Origin of the sequence: Citrobacter sp. Igbk 16 (genome assembly GCF_028069755.1) — a bacterium.
Taxonomy (GTDB): domain Bacteria; phylum Pseudomonadota; class Gammaproteobacteria; order Enterobacterales; family Enterobacteriaceae; genus Citrobacter.
In genome coordinates, this window is the sequence record NZ_JANEWJ010000052.1 from 1 (window position 1) to 15,552 (window position 15,552).

A 15,552-nucleotide genomic window follows, 5' to 3' on the forward strand; every position below is an offset into this window, starting at 1 on the left:
AATTAAAACATGCAAGTTTTTAGATGGAGTGCTTAGTGCGCCAGATATATCTATTAATGACCTGAGAGGTACACCGCAGAGTTTCTTTAGGTTAGAAAAGACGGCCGGTGAGGTTGCTTTTAAGTGTACTACAGGGGTGTCATCTGATTCGTTTCGATATCATTTTGAGTCAAGCAATGCAGTTGGTAGTATTCTTAAAAACGAAGATGCGCGAAATGCTACAGGTGCGGGTGATGTCGGATTTGAGATTTCATTAGATGGCGCTAACAAGATATATTTCGATAGTGGTAGTAGTAAGAGCTATAATCTTTTGAGTTTTAATGAAATTAGTTCGATTGAGCAAAAAATGGACCTTGTTTTATATGGAAAATACGTGGTGTATAGCGATGATTTTCATTCGGGAAGTGTAAGAAGTCTTGTGAAAGTAGTAGTGGAATATTATTAATACTTTTAGATGGTTATAATTTTTAATAAGCGCTCTCACTTAGTTGAAAGCGCGTTATCTTTTTCACCGATGATAAAAAATCTCGCCGTCGTAGGCTTTAATGATCTTAGCATCAGCATCATTGACCAGCACGTACGCGCCGCCCATATAGGTCCAGTGGGTGCCTGCCGTTGGTGCGGGCAGGTTGCGCAGATTCCATTGCTTAATGGTGTATTCTTCGGTGAGATACAGTGGTGGAACCTTGTCACCGGGCTTGAAATGGGTAAAGTCGGCAATGAAACTGCTCAACTCATATTTATCAATACCTGTGGGAGCTGCGGTTGCAGCCGGCGCGGCCCAGACCGCACTGCTTGCGAGCAGTAGTGCACCCAGCAACATTTTCTTCTTCATACCCATCCTCTCTACCTCTTCGGGTCATCAAAATTAGCCCTGTATGATTCCTGGCTAACAGGACATCTGACAAGCACTATTTTGTGATTACTCCAGTCATTTCGTAAAAAGTGTAAATGAAAGTGCAGAAATCCGGCAACCGTGACCCAGCGGTTTCACCGCCAAAGCCTGTTCCGCACCAATTTACATCGTTAATCGCAGGCAGTATCCTGTTGCCGAAACCTGAATATCATATTTGTGTTTCAACGACTCGGGGTGCCCTTCTGGTGAAGGCTGAGAAATACCCGTACCACCTGATCTGGATAATGCCAGCGTAGGGAAGTCTGACACTGCTCGTGTCCCTTCTTCGCGCGGGCAGGAGCTGAACCATGCAGCCTGACCTGCACAGCCGCGCGCTCGCGGCTCACACCTTACAGCAATTTAGAACGCTTTCCCCACTGACACACTGTATGACTAATGACGTTGTGCAGAGTTTTACCGCCAATACGCTACTGGCTTTAGGGGCATCCCCTGCGATGGTGATTGAACCTGAGGAAGCCAGCCAGTTTGCAGCTATTGCCCAGGCGCTACTCATTAATGTTGGGACACTGACTCAGGCGCGAGCAACGGCAATGCGTGCCGCCGTTGAGCAAGCGCAGCAGGCGAAAACCCCCTGGACGCTGGATCCTGTTGCCGTTGGCGCACTGGATTTTCGTCGTCGCTTTTGTCTGGACATACTTGCGCTGCGCCCGGCTGCGATTCGTGGCAACGCGTCAGAAATACTCGCCCTGGCTGGGATGAACGCCGGTGGGCGTGGGGTGGATACCACCGACACCGCATTGGCTGCGCTTCCCGCAGCGAAGGCGCTGGCTCGTCAGGTCGGAGCCATCGTCGCGGTTACCGGGGAAGTGGATTATGTCACTGATGGTCAGCGGACGGTGGGTATTCATGGTGGCGATCCGCTGATGACACGGGTCGTGGGCACCGGATGCGCACTGTCAGCGGTAGTCGCCGCCAGTTGCGCTTTACGTGGTGACCGACTTGATAACGTCGCCTCCGCCTGTAGCTGGATGAAACAGGCCGGACAAATTGCCACGCAACAATCGACCGGACCGGGCAGTTTTGTCCCGGCATTTCTCGACGCCCTCTATAATCTGAACCCCCAGGAGCACGCATGAAACGGATTAACGCCTTAACCATTGCCGGAACCGATCCGAGCGGTGGCGCAGGAATTCAGGCCGACTTAAAAACATTTTCGGCACTCGGCGCTTATGGCTGTTCAGTCATCACGGCACTGGTGGCGCAAAATACGCGCGGAGTACAGTCGGTATACCGGATTGAACCCGATTTTGTGGCGGCGCAACTGGACTCTGTGTTCAGCGATGTGCGCATCGATACCACCAAAATCGGCATGCTGGCAGAAACCGATATTGTCGAAGCCGTTGCCGAACGTTTACAGCGTCACCGGGTACAAAACGTCGTACTGGATACGGTAATGCTGGCAAAAAGCGGCGATCCGCTGTTGTCTTCCTCTGCGGTTGAAACGCTGCGTACCCGTCTGTTACCGCAAGTGTCGATTATTACCCCTAATCTGCCGGAGGCGGCGGCGTTGCTCGGTGCATCGCATGCCCGAACGGAGCAGGAAATGTTAGAACAGGGGCGTGCGCTGCGTGCGCTGGGCTGTGAGGCGGTATTAATGAAAGGGGGGCATCTGGATGATGAGCAAAGCCCTGACTGGCTCTTTACCCGTGATGGCGAACAGCGCTTCACCGCGCCAAGGGTGGTGACCAAAAATACGCACGGAACAGGTTGTACGCTGTCGGCGGCGCTGGCGGCACTGCGTCCACGTCATGTTAACTGGGCTGATACGGTACAGGAAGCTAAGTCGTGGCTCTCTGCGGCGCTGGCGCAGGCGGATACACTTGAAGTGGGCGAGGGGATTGGTCCGGTGCATCATTTCCACGCGTGGTGGTGATGAGCAGAAATGGTATACTGGCTACAGAAACGGCTGCCAGGAAAAAGATAAATGGAACAAGCGCATACCCAGCTTATCGCGCAACTGAATGAACGTATTTCAGCGGCGGATAACACGCCGCTGTATATGAAATTCGCTCAAACGGTTAAGAATGCTGTGCGCAGTGGGATCCTGGAGCATGGTAATATCCTGCCTGGCGAGCGTGACCTCAGCCAGTTGACTGGTGTTTCACGCATTACGGTGCGGAAAGCGATGCAGGCGCTGGAAGAAGAGGGGGTGGTGACGCGTGCGCGTGGCTACGGGACGCAAATCAATAACATCTTCGAGTATTCGCTCAAAGAAGCGCGCGGTTTTTCACAACAGGTGGTGTTGCGCGGTAAAAAGCCGGATACGCTGTGGGTGAATAAACGCGTGGTGCCCTGCCCGGAAGAAGTGGCTCAGCAGTTAGCTATTGCTGTCGGCAGTGAGGTCTTCCTGCTTAAACGCATTCGCTATGTTGATGAAGATGCTGTGTCTATTGAAGAATCATGGGTACCCGCCCATCTTATCCATGACGTGGATGCTATTGGCGTTTCACTGTACGAGTATTTACGCAGCCAGCATATCTTTCCACAGCGTACACGCTCACGCGTCAGTGCGCGGATGCCGGACGCAGAGTTCCAGTCACATATTCAGATGGACAGCAAAGTGCCGGTACTGGTGATCAAGCAGGTAGCACTTGATCAGCAGCAACGGCCTATTGAATACAGTATCAGTTACTGTCGAAGCGACCTATACGTCTTTGTGTGCGAGGAGTAACGCCTCGCGTGAGGGGGCGCAGTCGCCGCCGCGGTGACCCACCACCCAGGATGCTACCGCATTGCCAAGCAGGACGGCATCGCCCAGCGGCCAGCCCGATGCCAGCCCAGCCAGCATACCGCCTGCGTGACTGTCTCCCGCACCGATGGTATCAACGACTGTGGTCGGAAAGGCGGGCACGCAACCGGATGTGTGCTCAGTAAAATACCATGCCCCATCTTTATCGTGACGTACCACTACCGGCGCGGCGAAGCGTTGTACCCATTCTGCGCCAAAACCTTCTACATCATGGCTCAATGCAAACCGCTCGGCGGCAATTTCCGCCTCCTGACGATTCAGTGACACCAGCGGGCGGCAGGCCATGATCCGCGCCATCAGAGCATCGGGAATATCACCAATTCGCGGACCAAAATCGATGAATGGTGTAGCCGTCGTAAGACTCTCCAGCCACCGTACCAGCAATTCACCACAGGGTGAGGCCAACTGATAGCCGGAAAGGTAGACGTAACTCTCGTGCGGGATATTCAGCTGTGCCAGCCAGTCAGCATTCCACTGATTTTCGACGCCACTAAAGGACATAAATGTGCGTTCACCGTCCGGCTCTACCAATGCCAGACACCAGCCGTTATCGCCTTCGGCATTGTCGATCAGGCTGTGCAATCCTTCTTTCGCCATACGGTTGCGGATAATATCGGCCCACACGCCCTGACCCAGCGGTAAAGCATTACTGGCCTCAATGCCCAGACGCTTCAGAGCGACGGCAATGTTGAGCGCACAACCGCCCACGTTCACGCCCTGCTGCTTAAGCTCAATATCACAGCCGCGCCAGGGAAGAGCATACGCATCGGCAATCACATCAATAACCGCCGCACCGACTACCGTTACCGGTTGCTGGCTGTGCAACTGTGGGAGAAGCATTTGCAGACGCGTAGCACTCATAGCGCCTCCCGTTGCTCGCGCAGTCGCACTAGCGCACTGGCATAGCGGGTGAAATCGAGCTTATTCACCGCATCCAGTTCCTGTTTTAACGTCGGATTAATCGCGCTTACGCCGTGTAGCGCACCACAAATAGCGGTTGCCATTGCCCCGATGGTGTCAGTGTCGCCGCCGAGGTTCGCACACAGTACGGCACAGCGGTTAGGATCGGTTTGTGCCAGTTCGACCATCGCGATGGCGCAGGGCACGGATTCGATGGTGCTGGTCCCGGCGCCAATCACCTGATACAGCTGCTCGCTGGCAGATTCCGCACCGTTGGCCTCGCGAACGATTTTCAATGCCAGTTCAAGGCGGGCGGCGAGCGATGCGCTAAACGTAGTGATCCGTTTTTGCTGAGCGTGGAGGGCAATCGCGGGAAGTGCCCCGACAATCTCAGGCCATGTTCTTCCGTCGATAGCTCGAGACACCGCCCAGGCGATGACCACCGCGCCCGCAATCGCTAAATCCGACTTATGTGTCGGGCTGGAGGCCAGCGCGATGTCGTCAATAAACGCATCAAGATTCCCTGTCGGTAGCAGACATCCCAACGGCGACACGCGCATAGCCGCCCCATTGGTGACACCGTTGTTTTCCAGCTCAGCAACGGGCTTACCGTCGCGGATGGCGTTGAGCGCAATCTTTGAGGTGGGGCCCAGCACGTTTTTATTGAAAGCATCAAAACGTTCAGCCCAGGCGAGGATATTGCGGCCAATAACGTCCGGAACAATCTCTCCGTTGCACTCTAACAGAGCATCAGCCAGACACAGTGCCATGGAGGTGTCATCAGTGAACTCCGCCTGGTTGAAATAGCAGGCGGCATTATTTTCCGCAGGACCGGGCAAAAAACGGTCGATCCAACCAAAGTGTGCCCTAACGCGGGTTCTCGGCCACAGTTCCGACGGCATACCCATCGCATCCCCTAACGCCTGCCCATAAAGAGCACCGAGAATACGTTCTGCTTTCATTTAACTTCCCCTTGTTGCAATGCGATATCGCGGTCGTCCACCTTAATGGCGGTGATTTCTTTGTCTGACTCGCGAAAGAAAATCATAAACAGCACGGCGATGACGGCAATCATGATCGCGCCAAATCCCCACATGCCAGCCCAGTTAAAGGTGAGGCCATCAACCGGCTCTTTATAAGCAAACATTTTTTCCATCATCACCCCACCCAGGCGGTAGCCGAGCAGGCTGCCGAATCCCTGACAGCAGAGCGTGATTAACCCCTGCGCCGCGGTGCGCATGTGCACCGGCGCTTTTTTATCGACATAGATGTAGGCCGTAACGTAGTAGAAATCGTAGCTAACGCCATGTAGCAGAATGCCGAGAAATAACAGGGCGTAGGTGAAATATTCTTCCGCGCCGCCGTAAACAAAAAATCCGTAACGGATCGCGGCAGTGATAAGACCAAGCAACAATACCTTTTTAATGCCAAAGCGTTTGGTGAAGAACGGCAGTGCCAGCATGAAGAAAATTTCAGAGAACTGGCCCAGCGTCATCCAGCCGGTCGCATTTTTCATCCCAACTTCTGTCAGGTAGCCGTTGGCGAAGATGTAATAGAACGCCAGCGGCATGGCAAACAGAAAAGAGCAGAAGAAAAAGACCAGGAAGTTCTTATCACGCAGCAGGATCAGCGCATCCAGACCCAGCATGACTTTGAAATCCATCTTGCCGGTACTTTTCGGCGGCGTATCTGGTAAAAAGAAAGCAAAGATGCCCAGTAATGCTGAACTTGCGGCTGTAATGAGCAGCGGAATGTTGGTCGGTGAAATGTCGTTATAGCCGAGCATTTGCGGTAAGAAGCCACAAGCCAGGCCGGATGCAATCCAGCCAATGGTACCCATGACGCGGATGCGTGGAAAATCACGTTCGACATCCGGGACATTGGCGAAGGCGATACTGTTGGTTAGAGCAATCGTCGGCATATAGGTGAGTGAATACGCCAGCAATAGCGGAAAGAATCCGCCGAACGTCGTCTGCTGCGCTGCAAAATACATCAAAATCGCGCCGACAAACATTAGCACTGCCAGTACTTTTTGCGCAGAGAAAAAGCGGTCAGTGATCGAACCGACGAAGATTGGTGAGAGGATCGCGGCAATGGCGGTACAGGCATAAGACCAGCCAATTTCACCGGCAGTAAAGCCGCTTTTACTCAGCCAGAGCCAAAGCGGCACAAACCAGGCGCCCCAGATAAACCACTCCACAAACATCATGAACGACAGCTTAACTGTAGTTTTCATCTTTAAATCCTTCATGACAGGTAAGGTACGGCTGGATAGTACCATTTGATAATACCTTTTAAATACCTTTGTGGTCTAAGTTTGACCGCTGTATCATTTTTTGATGCCTGAATCGAGCCAGCGGAAATCGCTGAAAAGTGCGCTAAAGATGGAAAAAATACGCAGTCAGTACCAGGCTTATTGCTGCCCGCAACCAGGCGGGTCAGGACAATCCACTTCCGATATCAAATCGGAACTTACGGGAGCATAGCTATGACTGATATTGCGCAGTTGCTTGGCAAAGATGCCGACAACCTCTTACAGCATCGTTGTATGACCATTCCTTCTGACCAACTTTACCTACCAGGACATGATTACGTCGACCGCGTGATGGTTGACAATAACCGTCCACCCGCCGTGCTGCGTAATATGCAGACGCTGTACAACACCGGACGGCTCGCCGGGACCGGTTATTTGTCGATTCTGCCTGTAGACCAGGGGGTGGAACATTCTGCTGGGGCATCGTTTGCCGCAAACCCGCTGTATTTTGATCCCAAAAATATTGTTGAGCTGGCAATTGAAGCGGGCTGCAACTGCGTCGCGTCAACCTATGGTGTGCTGGCGTCTGTTTCGCGTCGTTATGCACATCGCATTCCATTCCTTGTGAAAATTAACCATAACGAAACGCTCAGCTACCCGAATACCTTTGACCAGACCCTGTATGCCAGCGTGGAGCAAGCGTTCAATATGGGCGCGGTCGCGGTGGGGGCAACCATTTATTTCGGTTCAGAGGAGTCGCGCCGCCAGATTGAAGAGATTTCTGCGGCCTTTGAACGTGCCCATGAGTTGGGCATGGTGACGGTACTTTGGGCCTATTTGCGCAACTCTGCGTTTAAGAAAGACGGTGTGGATTATCATGTTTCGGCTGATTTGACCGGGCAGGCAAACCATCTGGCGGCGACTATCGGCGCGGATATCGTTAAACAGAAAATGGCAGAGAATAACGGCGGGTATAAAGCGGTTAACTTCGGCTACACCGATGATCGTGTCTATACCAAGCTGACCAGTGATAACCCGATTGACCTGGTGCGTTATCAACTGGCGAACTGCTATATGGGGCGCGCCGGATTAATTAACTCTGGCGGTGCGGCCGGTGGAGAAACCGATCTCAGCGATGCGGTACGTACGGCGGTCATTAATAAACGTGCTGGCGGCATGGGACTGATCCTTGGACGCAAAGCATTCAAGAAAACCATGGCTGACGGCGTGAAGCTGATTAACGCCGTGCAGGATGTTTATCTGGATAACAAAGTCACGATTGCCTGATGTCAGTAGAGTACCGTCGGATTAGCGCAATAATGGGCAACCCGGCGGTAGCCTGCAACGCAGGGCTGCGGGCAGGATTTCAACATGAAACTTTTGCCCGCTGAGCGGTTCACCATCCAGATTGAAGGTAATTTCATGTGGCGCACGGATATCAAACCATGATGATGCGCCATCGATGATATTCGGATTGTCTTCGGACTGAGTTATCGCCGATAGCAGTGCCGGAATCAGCTCCTCACCGGTAAAGATTCGCAGTTGCAGCAGACCGTCGTTAATGAGCGCGGTTGGGCAAAGTTGCTGTCCGCCACCGGCCTGACGCCCGTTGCCAATACCAATCACCAGCGCATCCCCCTGCCAGTGAAAGTTTTCGCCGCGAATGTCGCAACTGTCTGGCTTCAGCGTATCCATGCGCATTAACCCGTGAATAAAGTACGACACACCGCCCAGGGCGGCTTTGAGTTTCTCCGGTGTTTCGCTGGTGATCCGCGTACCGAACCCTCCGGTCGCCATATTGATAAAGCAGGTTTTATTGTTGACCTGCGCCATATCAATCTCTACCGAGTTCCCGGCAATAGCCAGCTTTAATGCCTTGTCCAGCGCTTCAGGAATGCCAACGCTGGTAGCAAAATCATTTGCCGTTCCCAATGGCAAAATCCCGAGTGCGGGAACATTCTCCCCCTGGCAGTGGATCAGCGCTGTGGATACTTCGTTGATGGTACCGTCACCACCGCCGGCAATCACCGTTGCCACGCCCAATCGGAGCGCTTCATCAACGTAACGTTGCGCGTCACCTTTTTCCCAGGTAACGCGAACATGGATTTCGACACTTTCGTTGCGCAGTTGAGCAATAGCGTCACGCAGGGGAAGGTTATCAGCACTTTTCCCATTCAGGATCAGTAAGCTGGCCGGGAATGCTATCATCCTGTTACCTCACTTTTATCGTTTTAACTAGTGTATGTCAGGAATGCGTTTATGGCGTAGGAACTGACTGAAAGCGAAGACCCATAGACGGGTTCTGAGGGAGATATGGGGGGGATTGACTCGCTTTGCTTGCCCCTGCGGGGCAGCCCGTTCGCTGCGCTCCCGGTCTGTCCAACTGGCTGCGCCAGTAGTCGAACCCCGGTCGGGGGTTTCTCATCCCCCCGGAGATGTGCAACATGCGAAAAAAAAGCCCGTACTTGCGTACGAGCTCTTTCTCGAATATGGCGGTGAGGGGGGGATTGACTCGCTTCGCTCGCCCCTTTGGGGCAGCCCGTTCGCTGCGCTCCCGGTCTGTCCAACTGGCTGCGCCAGTAGTCGAACCCCGGTCGGGGGTTTCTCATCCCCCCGGAGATGTGCAACATGCGAAAAAAAAGCCCGTACTTGCGTACGAGCTCTTTCTCGAATATGGCGGTGAGGGGGGGATTGACTCGCTTCGCTCGCCCCTTTGGGGCAGCCCGTTCGCTGCGCTCCCGGTCTGTCCAACTGGCTGCGCCAGTAGTCGAACCCCGGTCGGGGGTTTCTCATCCCCCCGCAGATGTGCAACATGCGAAAAAAAAGCCCGTACTTGCGTACGAGCTCTTTCTCGAATATGGCGGTGAGGGGGGGATTCGAACCCCCGATACGTTGCCGTATACACACTTTCCAGGCGTGCTCCTTCAGCCACTCGGACACCTCACCATATTGTTGTTCCTGTATTGCTGGAACGGGCGCTAATGTAGGGGAAATACCGCCCCGGCGTCAATCTACTTTTTCAAAAAAACGTGCATTTACACAAACTTCAAGCAACATGGGGCTTAAATGAGCGGGAATTGTTTTTTTTGCCAGCATCCTAAAATTTGCTAATCTGATATTCCCTCGGAAAATGATGATAATAAGTGCGAGAACGTTCCGCATAACAATATTCAGGAGACAATATGGAAATAATTTTCTATCACCCTACATTTGATACGGCCTGGTGGTTAAAGGCGCTGGCGAAAGCCATCCCTGGCGCTAACGTTCGCGAGTGGAAAGCGGGTGATAACGCCCATGCCGACTATGCGCTGGTTTGGCATCCGCCGGTTGAAATGCTGGCAGGACGAAAATTGAAAGCCGTCTTTGCATTAGGAGCCGGAGTGGACTCCATCCTCAGTAAGCTAAAAGCGCACCCGGAGATGCTGGATACCTCGATTCCACTTTTCCGTCTGGAAGATACCGGTATGGGTCTGCAAATGCAGGAGTATGCGGTGAGTCAGGTGTTGCACTGGTTCCGCCGCTTTGATGACTATCAGGCATTAAAAACCCAGGCGAAGTGGCAGCCGTTGCAAGAGTTTACCCGTGATGAATTTACCATCGGAATCATGGGGGCTGGTGTATTAGGGGCTAAAGTGGCAGAGAGTCTGCAGGCATGGGGCTTCCCGTTACGCTGTTGGAGCCGTACTCATAAATCCTGGCCTGGTGTGGAAAGTTTTGCAGGCACCGAAGAGTTGAGTGCGTTTTTAAGCCAGACGCGTGTGCTGATTAATCTTCTGCCCAATACGGCAGAAACGGTAGGCATTATTAATGCCGGGCTGTTGAATCAATTACAGGATGGCGCCTATGTGCTTAACCTGGCGCGTGGCGTTCATCTCAATGAAGACGATCTTCTGGCATCGTTGAATAGCGGAAAACTGAAAGGTGCGATGCTGGATGTTTATAGCCGAGAACCGCTACCCGAAGACAACCCATTGTGGAAACACCCGCGTGTGGCGATGACGCCGCACATTGCAGCGGTAACGCGCCCGGCGGAAGCGGTGGATTATATCTCTCGTACAATCCTTAGCCTGGAAAGTGGCAAAGCGGTTACCGGTCAGGTCGATCGCGTTCGGGGTTACTGATATCAATGTCAACCCGGCCCGCGCCGGGTTTCGACTCAATACACCCCGAATTATTTAGGGTATTAAAGGCGGCGATACCTGCTATCCTTGACGGAAAACGACTACAGGAGAGAGTTATGTATCCCGTTGACCTGCATATGCATACCGTTGCCAGCACCCACGCTTACAGCACTTTGAGTGATTATATCGCTGAAGCCCATCGCAAAGGTATCAAACTGTTTGCCATCACCGATCATGGACCGGACATGGCGGATGCGCCACACCACTGGCATTTTATTAACATGCGTATTTGGCCGCGCGTGGTGAACGGCGTGGGGATCCTGCGCGGGATAGAAGCAAACATTAAGAATATTGAAGGTGAGATCGACTGTTCAGGGCCGATGTTTGACTCACTTGATTTGATTATTGCGGGCTTCCATGAGCCGGTTTTTGCCCCTCACGATAAAGAAACCAATACTCAGGCGATGATCGCCACGATGGCGAGTGGCAATGTACATATTATCAGCCACCCAGGAAATCCCAAATATCCCGTCGATATCACCGCAATTGCACAGGCGGCGGCAAAATATCAGGTCGCACTGGAAATCAATAATTCCTCATTTTTGCATTCGCGTAAGGGCAGTGAAGATAACTGTCGCGCTGTCGCTGCTGCAGTACGTGACGCTGGTGGCTGGGTTGCCCTGGGTTCAGATTCCCATACCGCATTTACGTTGGGAGAGTTCGGTGAATGCCGTAAGATTCTGGATGATGTGGGCTTCCCGGAAGACCGAATTCTGAACGTTTCACCAAAACGCTTGCTGACGTTTCTGGAATCGCGGGGCATGGAGCCTATCGCGGAATTTGCTGAACTTTAATTGTTACTAACTGGAATATATCAATGAACGAGTTTTCTATCCTGTGCCGTGTACTGGGCTCGCTGTTTTACCGCCAACCGCAGGACCCTTTACTGGTTCCCCTGTTTACCCTGATTAGCGAAGGTAAACTGTCTGCTAACTGGCCACTGGAACAGGATGAGCTGTTGGCCCGTTTGCAGAAAAGCTGTGATATGCCCCAGCTCGCTGCAGATTACAACGCGCTGTTTGTCGGGAAAGAGTGTTCCGTGCCGCCTTATCGTAGCGCCTGGGTAGAAGGGGCGAAGGAAGCAGATGTTCGTGCATTCCTTTCAGCACGTGGAATGCCGCTGGCGGATACACCAGCCGATCATATTGGTACCTTGTTGCTGGCGGCATCCTGGCTTGAAGACCAGTCCGCAGAAGATGAGAGTGAAGCACTGGAAACCTTGTTTGTTGACTACCTGCTTCCCTGGTGCGACACGTTCCTTGGTAAAGTTGAGGCGCATGCGAATACAGCTTTCTGGCGAACTATGGCACCGCTGACGCGCGATGCCATTAGCGCAATGTGGGACGAATTGCAGGAAGATACCGACGAATAAATGTGATTTAGATCACTATATACTGCAACGCAATTTATCATCTTGCATAAATTGTGTGCACGATCTCATTACTATGCCGTTTTTCTGCTAAGATGCGCGGCATGAACATACTTCTCTCTATTGCAATCACAACGGGCATTCTCTCCGGACTCTGGGGATGGGTGGCCGTTTCTCTTGGTTTACTCAGTTGGGCTGGCTTCCTGGGCTGTACGGCTTATTTTGCCTGCCCGCAAGGTGGACTGAAAGGGCTGTGGATCTCGGCGTGTACGCTGCTAAGCGGCGTGGTGTGGGCGTTGGTGATTATTAATGGTAGTGCACTTGCTCCGCATATGGACATCCTTGGTTATGTCATAACGGGAATTGTCGCATTTATGATGTGTATCCAGGCAAAGCAATGGTTGCTTTCATTTGTCCCGGGCACATTTATGGGGGCATGTGCAACATTTGCAGGGCAGGGAGACTGGCAGTTGGTTCTGCCTTCTCTGGGGCTGGGCTTGGTGTTTGGTTATGCGATGAAAAACAGTGGGCTGTGGCTGGCATCACGTCGCGAAAACCCGGCTTCATCCACACTGACCAGTAAATAAAAAAAGCGTGAGGCTTCCCTCACGCTTTTTTCTCTCGGTTTATTATCAGGACTCTGGAGGTACCGACATATGGCGGTATTTGACCAGAATGTCGTTATCAACTTGTTTCTTATCCTGCAAATCCCACAAGCCGCGATCGATACCGTCATTTATCAGGAAGATAACGCCAGTTTCAATGGCTGACATCAGGCAAAGCATGACCGGCTCGTTAGAGGTATAACCAATTTCCCCTTCCAGAAGCCGTTGGTAGTCAATGAAACGGAATACCCCTGCCTGCACTTCATAAGACAGGATGGTTTTACTGGTGTTGACCGAAGAAAGGATCTCACCGGTACTGACGTTAACCACACGCAGGTTTACCGCAATCTGATCGAGTTGGTATTGCGTATCTGCACCAATACCGAAATAACGCGCGCCGACACCACCTGATTTAACGTTGCTTTCATAGCCAATGATTGAACCTTCAACCATTACGTTAGCCGCGGTTAATGATTGCAGCGGAATTCGGTTGTTAATGGCAACCGTGCCGTTTTCCTGTGCCGCACGGATGATTTTCCGTTCGTTCAGTAAGTTCTGTAATCCCTGACGCTCCAGCGGGATGAACCAACGCGAATCTTTCAGTGCGGTAACCAGCATTGCCGTGGCACTTTGCGGTACGGCAGTGGAGAAGTTACTTGCCGGATAAGGTTTAAACTGACCCGTTTCATCCTGGATATTGTAAACCGATACAAAGATTTTACCCGTAGGCATCGGGAGATGCGTCAAGTCTTTGTAACTTTGGGCGCGAGGCATTAATGTCGGTTTAGCGGCTTCTTGCGGTGGGGACGTTAAGCATCCGCTGAGTAAAAATACTGCAACCATTATAAGTAAGCGCTGCATGATTTTTTCCTTTCGTGGCTATGGCTTAGAAATCGGTTGACTGTGTTTGTAAACCCGACACTTCGATCGTCGATGTTTTTCCCGATTTCCTGTCGGTAACATTCAATTGCAGCTGCCCGTCCCGGTTAGCAATATCAATGATAAAATCATTGGTCACCATTCTTCCCGGCTTACCGGTATTAATGTTGGTGAGCAGGCCGCCGAGAATTTGTGACTGAATCGCCTGAGTAAAGTTATCCAGCGCTGACGGTGTTTCAATTCCGTAATCGCTATAGCTCGGATCTTTATAGGAGTTCTGCGCCTGAGCGCTGTTCAACAAAAAAGCCCCGTTATTCGGGTTGCCACCAAAGTTTGGGTTTCGGAACTGGAACGTCATGTTTCCGGCCCAACTTAATGGTGAAATTAGCATGAGCAAAACCACTGCATGTTTGACACGCATGAAAGCCTCCGGACAAAATCATGTTTTAGAATTCATCGCGCGCTAAATCGCTCGTGCTTAATAGTGTTTGATCTATTTGCCGGCGATTTAATGCTTCCTCAGTTTGTGCCAATGCGAAGACGACAATTTTGTCGAAGTCTCTTTTCGTGGGGAATAAAAAAGTCTGGAAGATAACGTCCTGATTGACCGTTATGGTGATCCAACTTCCCCAACGTGCACTGGGTCTTTCATTGATAGTTAAATTTCCTGTGTACTCACTTTCCCACTTGTCACTAAATGCACGATAAAAATCATGCCCGATTGAAGATACAGTGTGGTCAGTTAACAGTCCGGGAACCTCCACCTCTACGCTTGTAGCCGCGTGCAGATTCCCGACAGCAAAGAATAAATTTGCTGCCACAATCCAGGTCAGATAGCGTTTCATTGCTTTATCGCCTGAGGTTATCATTGGCCCATGAGACCGCCTGCGTACGATTTTTAACAGCTATCTTTTTGAAAAGATTATAAAGATGTGTTTTTACCGTATTTTCACTGATAAATAGTGAGCGAGCGATTTCAATATTTGAGGCGCCGATACGCAATTTATTAAGTATTTCTTTTTCACGGTGTGTCAGTAACGCCGACTCCGTGCTGTTATAACGATAATTTCCAGAATGCGTGATCAGATAACTGGCAAGCTTTTGCGTGAAGTAACATTCACCGCGTAAGACACCCTGCAAGCCGCTAACGACACGCTGTTCGTCTTCAGTTGCGTAAAACACGCCATTGATATGTGGCCAGTTTTCGATATCCCGATAAGGGTAGTCATCAGGAGTGTTCAACAATAACGTCTTTATATTGTTGTTTTTTCTGCTCAAATTATCTTGCCAGTAATGGATCAGTTTTTTATCTGCCTCCATCATATCCAGTAAAACAATGCAGCTGGAGGAAATATCATCCAGAGAACGTTGAATATTATGTAGTTTTCCGGTTAGCGCCAGTGATTGTTTTAAATGTTGTAATAATGCAGTTGCCTGCAAAGAAGGTTTCGTGATCAACAATAATGTATGACCATGAATGCTATGGACTTCATTAAACATGATGAAACTCCACTTTTTAGTCGCACACCTGACAGCTGTCTCTACTAAAATAGAGGCACCAGAAGTACTGACAGATGTTGCACTGCTGCGTAGAAATAAAATATCGACCCAAAGGGGTGAAAATATTAAAACAAATGGACTTCAACTGATTTCAATCTAGCTATTACAAATCTTAAAGCAAGTGTTAAACATGTAACAG

17 protein-coding genes, 1 tRNA gene, 1 pseudogene and 1 riboswitch are annotated in these 15,552 nt (G+C 51.2%); of the genes and pseudogenes, 9 read left to right on the forward strand and 10 right to left on the reverse strand.

Annotated elements, in window-relative coordinates; all coding sequences use genetic code 11:
- A pseudogene (locus NNO03_RS21835) lies at positions 1–445 on the forward strand (hypothetical protein); the annotation flags it as partial.
- A gap of 63 nt (positions 446–508) precedes the next feature.
- Here the strand turns inward: NNO03_RS21835 and NNO03_RS21840 are convergent.
- Positions 509–841, reverse strand: a complete 333-nt coding sequence (locus NNO03_RS21840; RefSeq protein WP_137382311.1) for an RcnB family protein — start codon at positions 839–841, stop codon at positions 509–511.
- A 235-nt stretch (positions 842–1,076) separates the two neighbouring features.
- Positions 1,077–1,172, forward strand: a riboswitch (TPP riboswitch).
- A 31-nt stretch (positions 1,173–1,203) separates the two neighbouring features.
- On the opposite strand from NNO03_RS21840, the gene thiM reads away from it, so the two are divergent.
- From thiM to NNO03_RS21855, 3 genes are read left to right on the forward strand one after another with little or no spacing between them, the layout of a single operon-like run.
- Positions 1,204–1,992 (forward strand): hydroxyethylthiazole kinase, encoded by a 789-nt coding sequence (thiM, locus tag NNO03_RS21845; RefSeq protein ID WP_271450539.1) that lies wholly within the window; start codon positions 1,204–1,206, stop codon positions 1,990–1,992.
- Positions 1,989–2,789 (forward strand): bifunctional hydroxymethylpyrimidine kinase/phosphomethylpyrimidine kinase, encoded by an 801-nt coding sequence (gene thiD / locus NNO03_RS21850; RefSeq protein WP_271450540.1) that lies wholly within the window; start codon positions 1,989–1,991, stop codon positions 2,787–2,789. The genes thiM and thiD overlap by 4 nt, the downstream gene beginning before the upstream one ends.
- Positions 2,790–2,840: 51 nt before the next feature.
- Positions 2,841–3,587: a GntR family transcriptional regulator gene (locus NNO03_RS21855; RefSeq protein ID WP_271450541.1), complete on the forward strand. Its 747-nt coding sequence runs from the start codon at positions 2,841–2,843 to the stop codon at positions 3,585–3,587.
- Here NNO03_RS21855 and NNO03_RS21860 read toward each other — a convergent pair.
- Genes NNO03_RS21860 through NNO03_RS21870 form a run of 3 tightly spaced genes read right to left on the reverse strand, consistent with a single transcriptional unit; the run spans position 3,561 to position 6,801 of the window.
- Positions 3,561–4,526: a PfkB family carbohydrate kinase gene (locus NNO03_RS21860; RefSeq protein WP_271450542.1), complete on the reverse strand. Its 966-nt coding sequence runs from the start codon at positions 4,524–4,526 to the stop codon at positions 3,561–3,563. The two genes, NNO03_RS21855 and NNO03_RS21860, sit on opposite strands and share 27 nt — an antisense overlap.
- Complete coding sequence (locus tag NNO03_RS21865; RefSeq protein ID WP_271450543.1) at positions 4,523–5,527, reverse strand: ADP-ribosylglycohydrolase family protein; 1,005 nt, start codon at positions 5,525–5,527, stop codon at positions 4,523–4,525. Before NNO03_RS21865 ends, NNO03_RS21860 begins: the two co-directional genes overlap by 4 nt.
- Positions 5,524–6,801 (reverse strand): nucleoside permease, encoded by a 1,278-nt coding sequence (locus NNO03_RS21870; RefSeq protein ID WP_271442615.1) that lies wholly within the window; start codon positions 6,799–6,801, stop codon positions 5,524–5,526. The genes NNO03_RS21865 and NNO03_RS21870 overlap by 4 nt, the downstream gene beginning before the upstream one ends.
- A 252-nt stretch (positions 6,802–7,053) precedes the next feature.
- On the opposite strand from NNO03_RS21870, the gene fbaB reads away from it, so the two are divergent.
- Complete coding sequence (gene fbaB / locus NNO03_RS21875) at positions 7,054–8,106, forward strand: class I fructose-bisphosphate aldolase (protein WP_271450544.1); 1,053 nt, start codon at positions 7,054–7,056, stop codon at positions 8,104–8,106.
- A gap of 21 nt (positions 8,107–8,127) precedes the next feature.
- Here fbaB and yegS read toward each other — a convergent pair whose 3' ends face one another.
- Positions 8,128–9,027, reverse strand: coding sequence for a lipid kinase YegS (gene yegS / locus NNO03_RS21880; RefSeq protein WP_271450545.1), 900 nt, complete (start codon positions 9,025–9,027; stop codon positions 8,128–8,130).
- Positions 9,028–9,677: 650 nt separating this feature from the next.
- Positions 9,678–9,765: transfer RNA gene (locus NNO03_RS21885), tRNA-Ser, on the reverse strand.
- A gap of 236 nt (positions 9,766–10,001) precedes the next feature.
- On the opposite strand from NNO03_RS21885, the gene ghrA reads away from it, so the two are divergent.
- From ghrA to NNO03_RS21905, 4 genes are all read left to right on the forward strand, one after another.
- Positions 10,002–10,940, forward strand: coding sequence for a glyoxylate/hydroxypyruvate reductase GhrA (gene ghrA / locus NNO03_RS21890; RefSeq protein WP_271450546.1), 939 nt, complete (start codon positions 10,002–10,004; stop codon positions 10,938–10,940).
- 116 nt (positions 10,941–11,056) lie between these two features.
- Positions 11,057–11,794, forward strand: coding sequence for a phosphatase (locus NNO03_RS21895; protein ID WP_271450547.1), 738 nt, complete (start codon positions 11,057–11,059; stop codon positions 11,792–11,794).
- A gap of 23 nt (positions 11,795–11,817) precedes the next feature.
- A complete protein-coding gene (locus tag NNO03_RS21900; protein ID WP_005129133.1) occupies positions 11,818–12,372 on the forward strand; it encodes a molecular chaperone in 555 nt (184 codons plus the stop codon).
- 101 nt (positions 12,373–12,473) lie between these two features.
- The gene (locus NNO03_RS21905) at positions 12,474–12,956 is read left to right on the forward strand and encodes a DUF1097 domain-containing protein (protein WP_271450548.1); all 483 of its coding nucleotides are present in this window, start codon (positions 12,474–12,476) and stop codon (positions 12,954–12,956) included.
- 45 nt (positions 12,957–13,001) lie between these two features.
- On the opposite strand, the gene csgG is transcribed toward NNO03_RS21905, so the two are convergent.
- From csgG to csgD, 4 genes are read right to left on the reverse strand one after another with little or no spacing between them, the layout of a single operon-like run.
- A complete protein-coding gene (gene csgG / locus NNO03_RS21910; RefSeq protein WP_005129128.1) occupies positions 13,002–13,835 on the reverse strand; it encodes a curli production assembly/transport protein CsgG in 834 nt (277 codons plus the stop codon).
- A gap of 25 nt (positions 13,836–13,860) precedes the next feature.
- A complete protein-coding gene (gene csgF, locus NNO03_RS21915) occupies positions 13,861–14,274 on the reverse strand; it encodes a curli production assembly/transport protein CsgF (RefSeq protein WP_005129126.1) in 414 nt (137 codons plus the stop codon).
- Between the two features lie 25 nt (positions 14,275–14,299).
- Positions 14,300–14,698 (reverse strand): curli production assembly/transport protein CsgE, encoded by a 399-nt coding sequence (gene csgE / locus NNO03_RS21920; protein ID WP_271442620.1) that lies wholly within the window; start codon positions 14,696–14,698, stop codon positions 14,300–14,302.
- Positions 14,699–14,702: 4 nt separating this feature from the next.
- Positions 14,703–15,353 (reverse strand): biofilm master transcriptional regulator CsgD, encoded by a 651-nt coding sequence (csgD, locus tag NNO03_RS21925; protein WP_005129125.1) that lies wholly within the window; start codon positions 15,351–15,353, stop codon positions 14,703–14,705.
- Between the last annotated feature and the right edge of the window lie 199 nt (positions 15,354–15,552).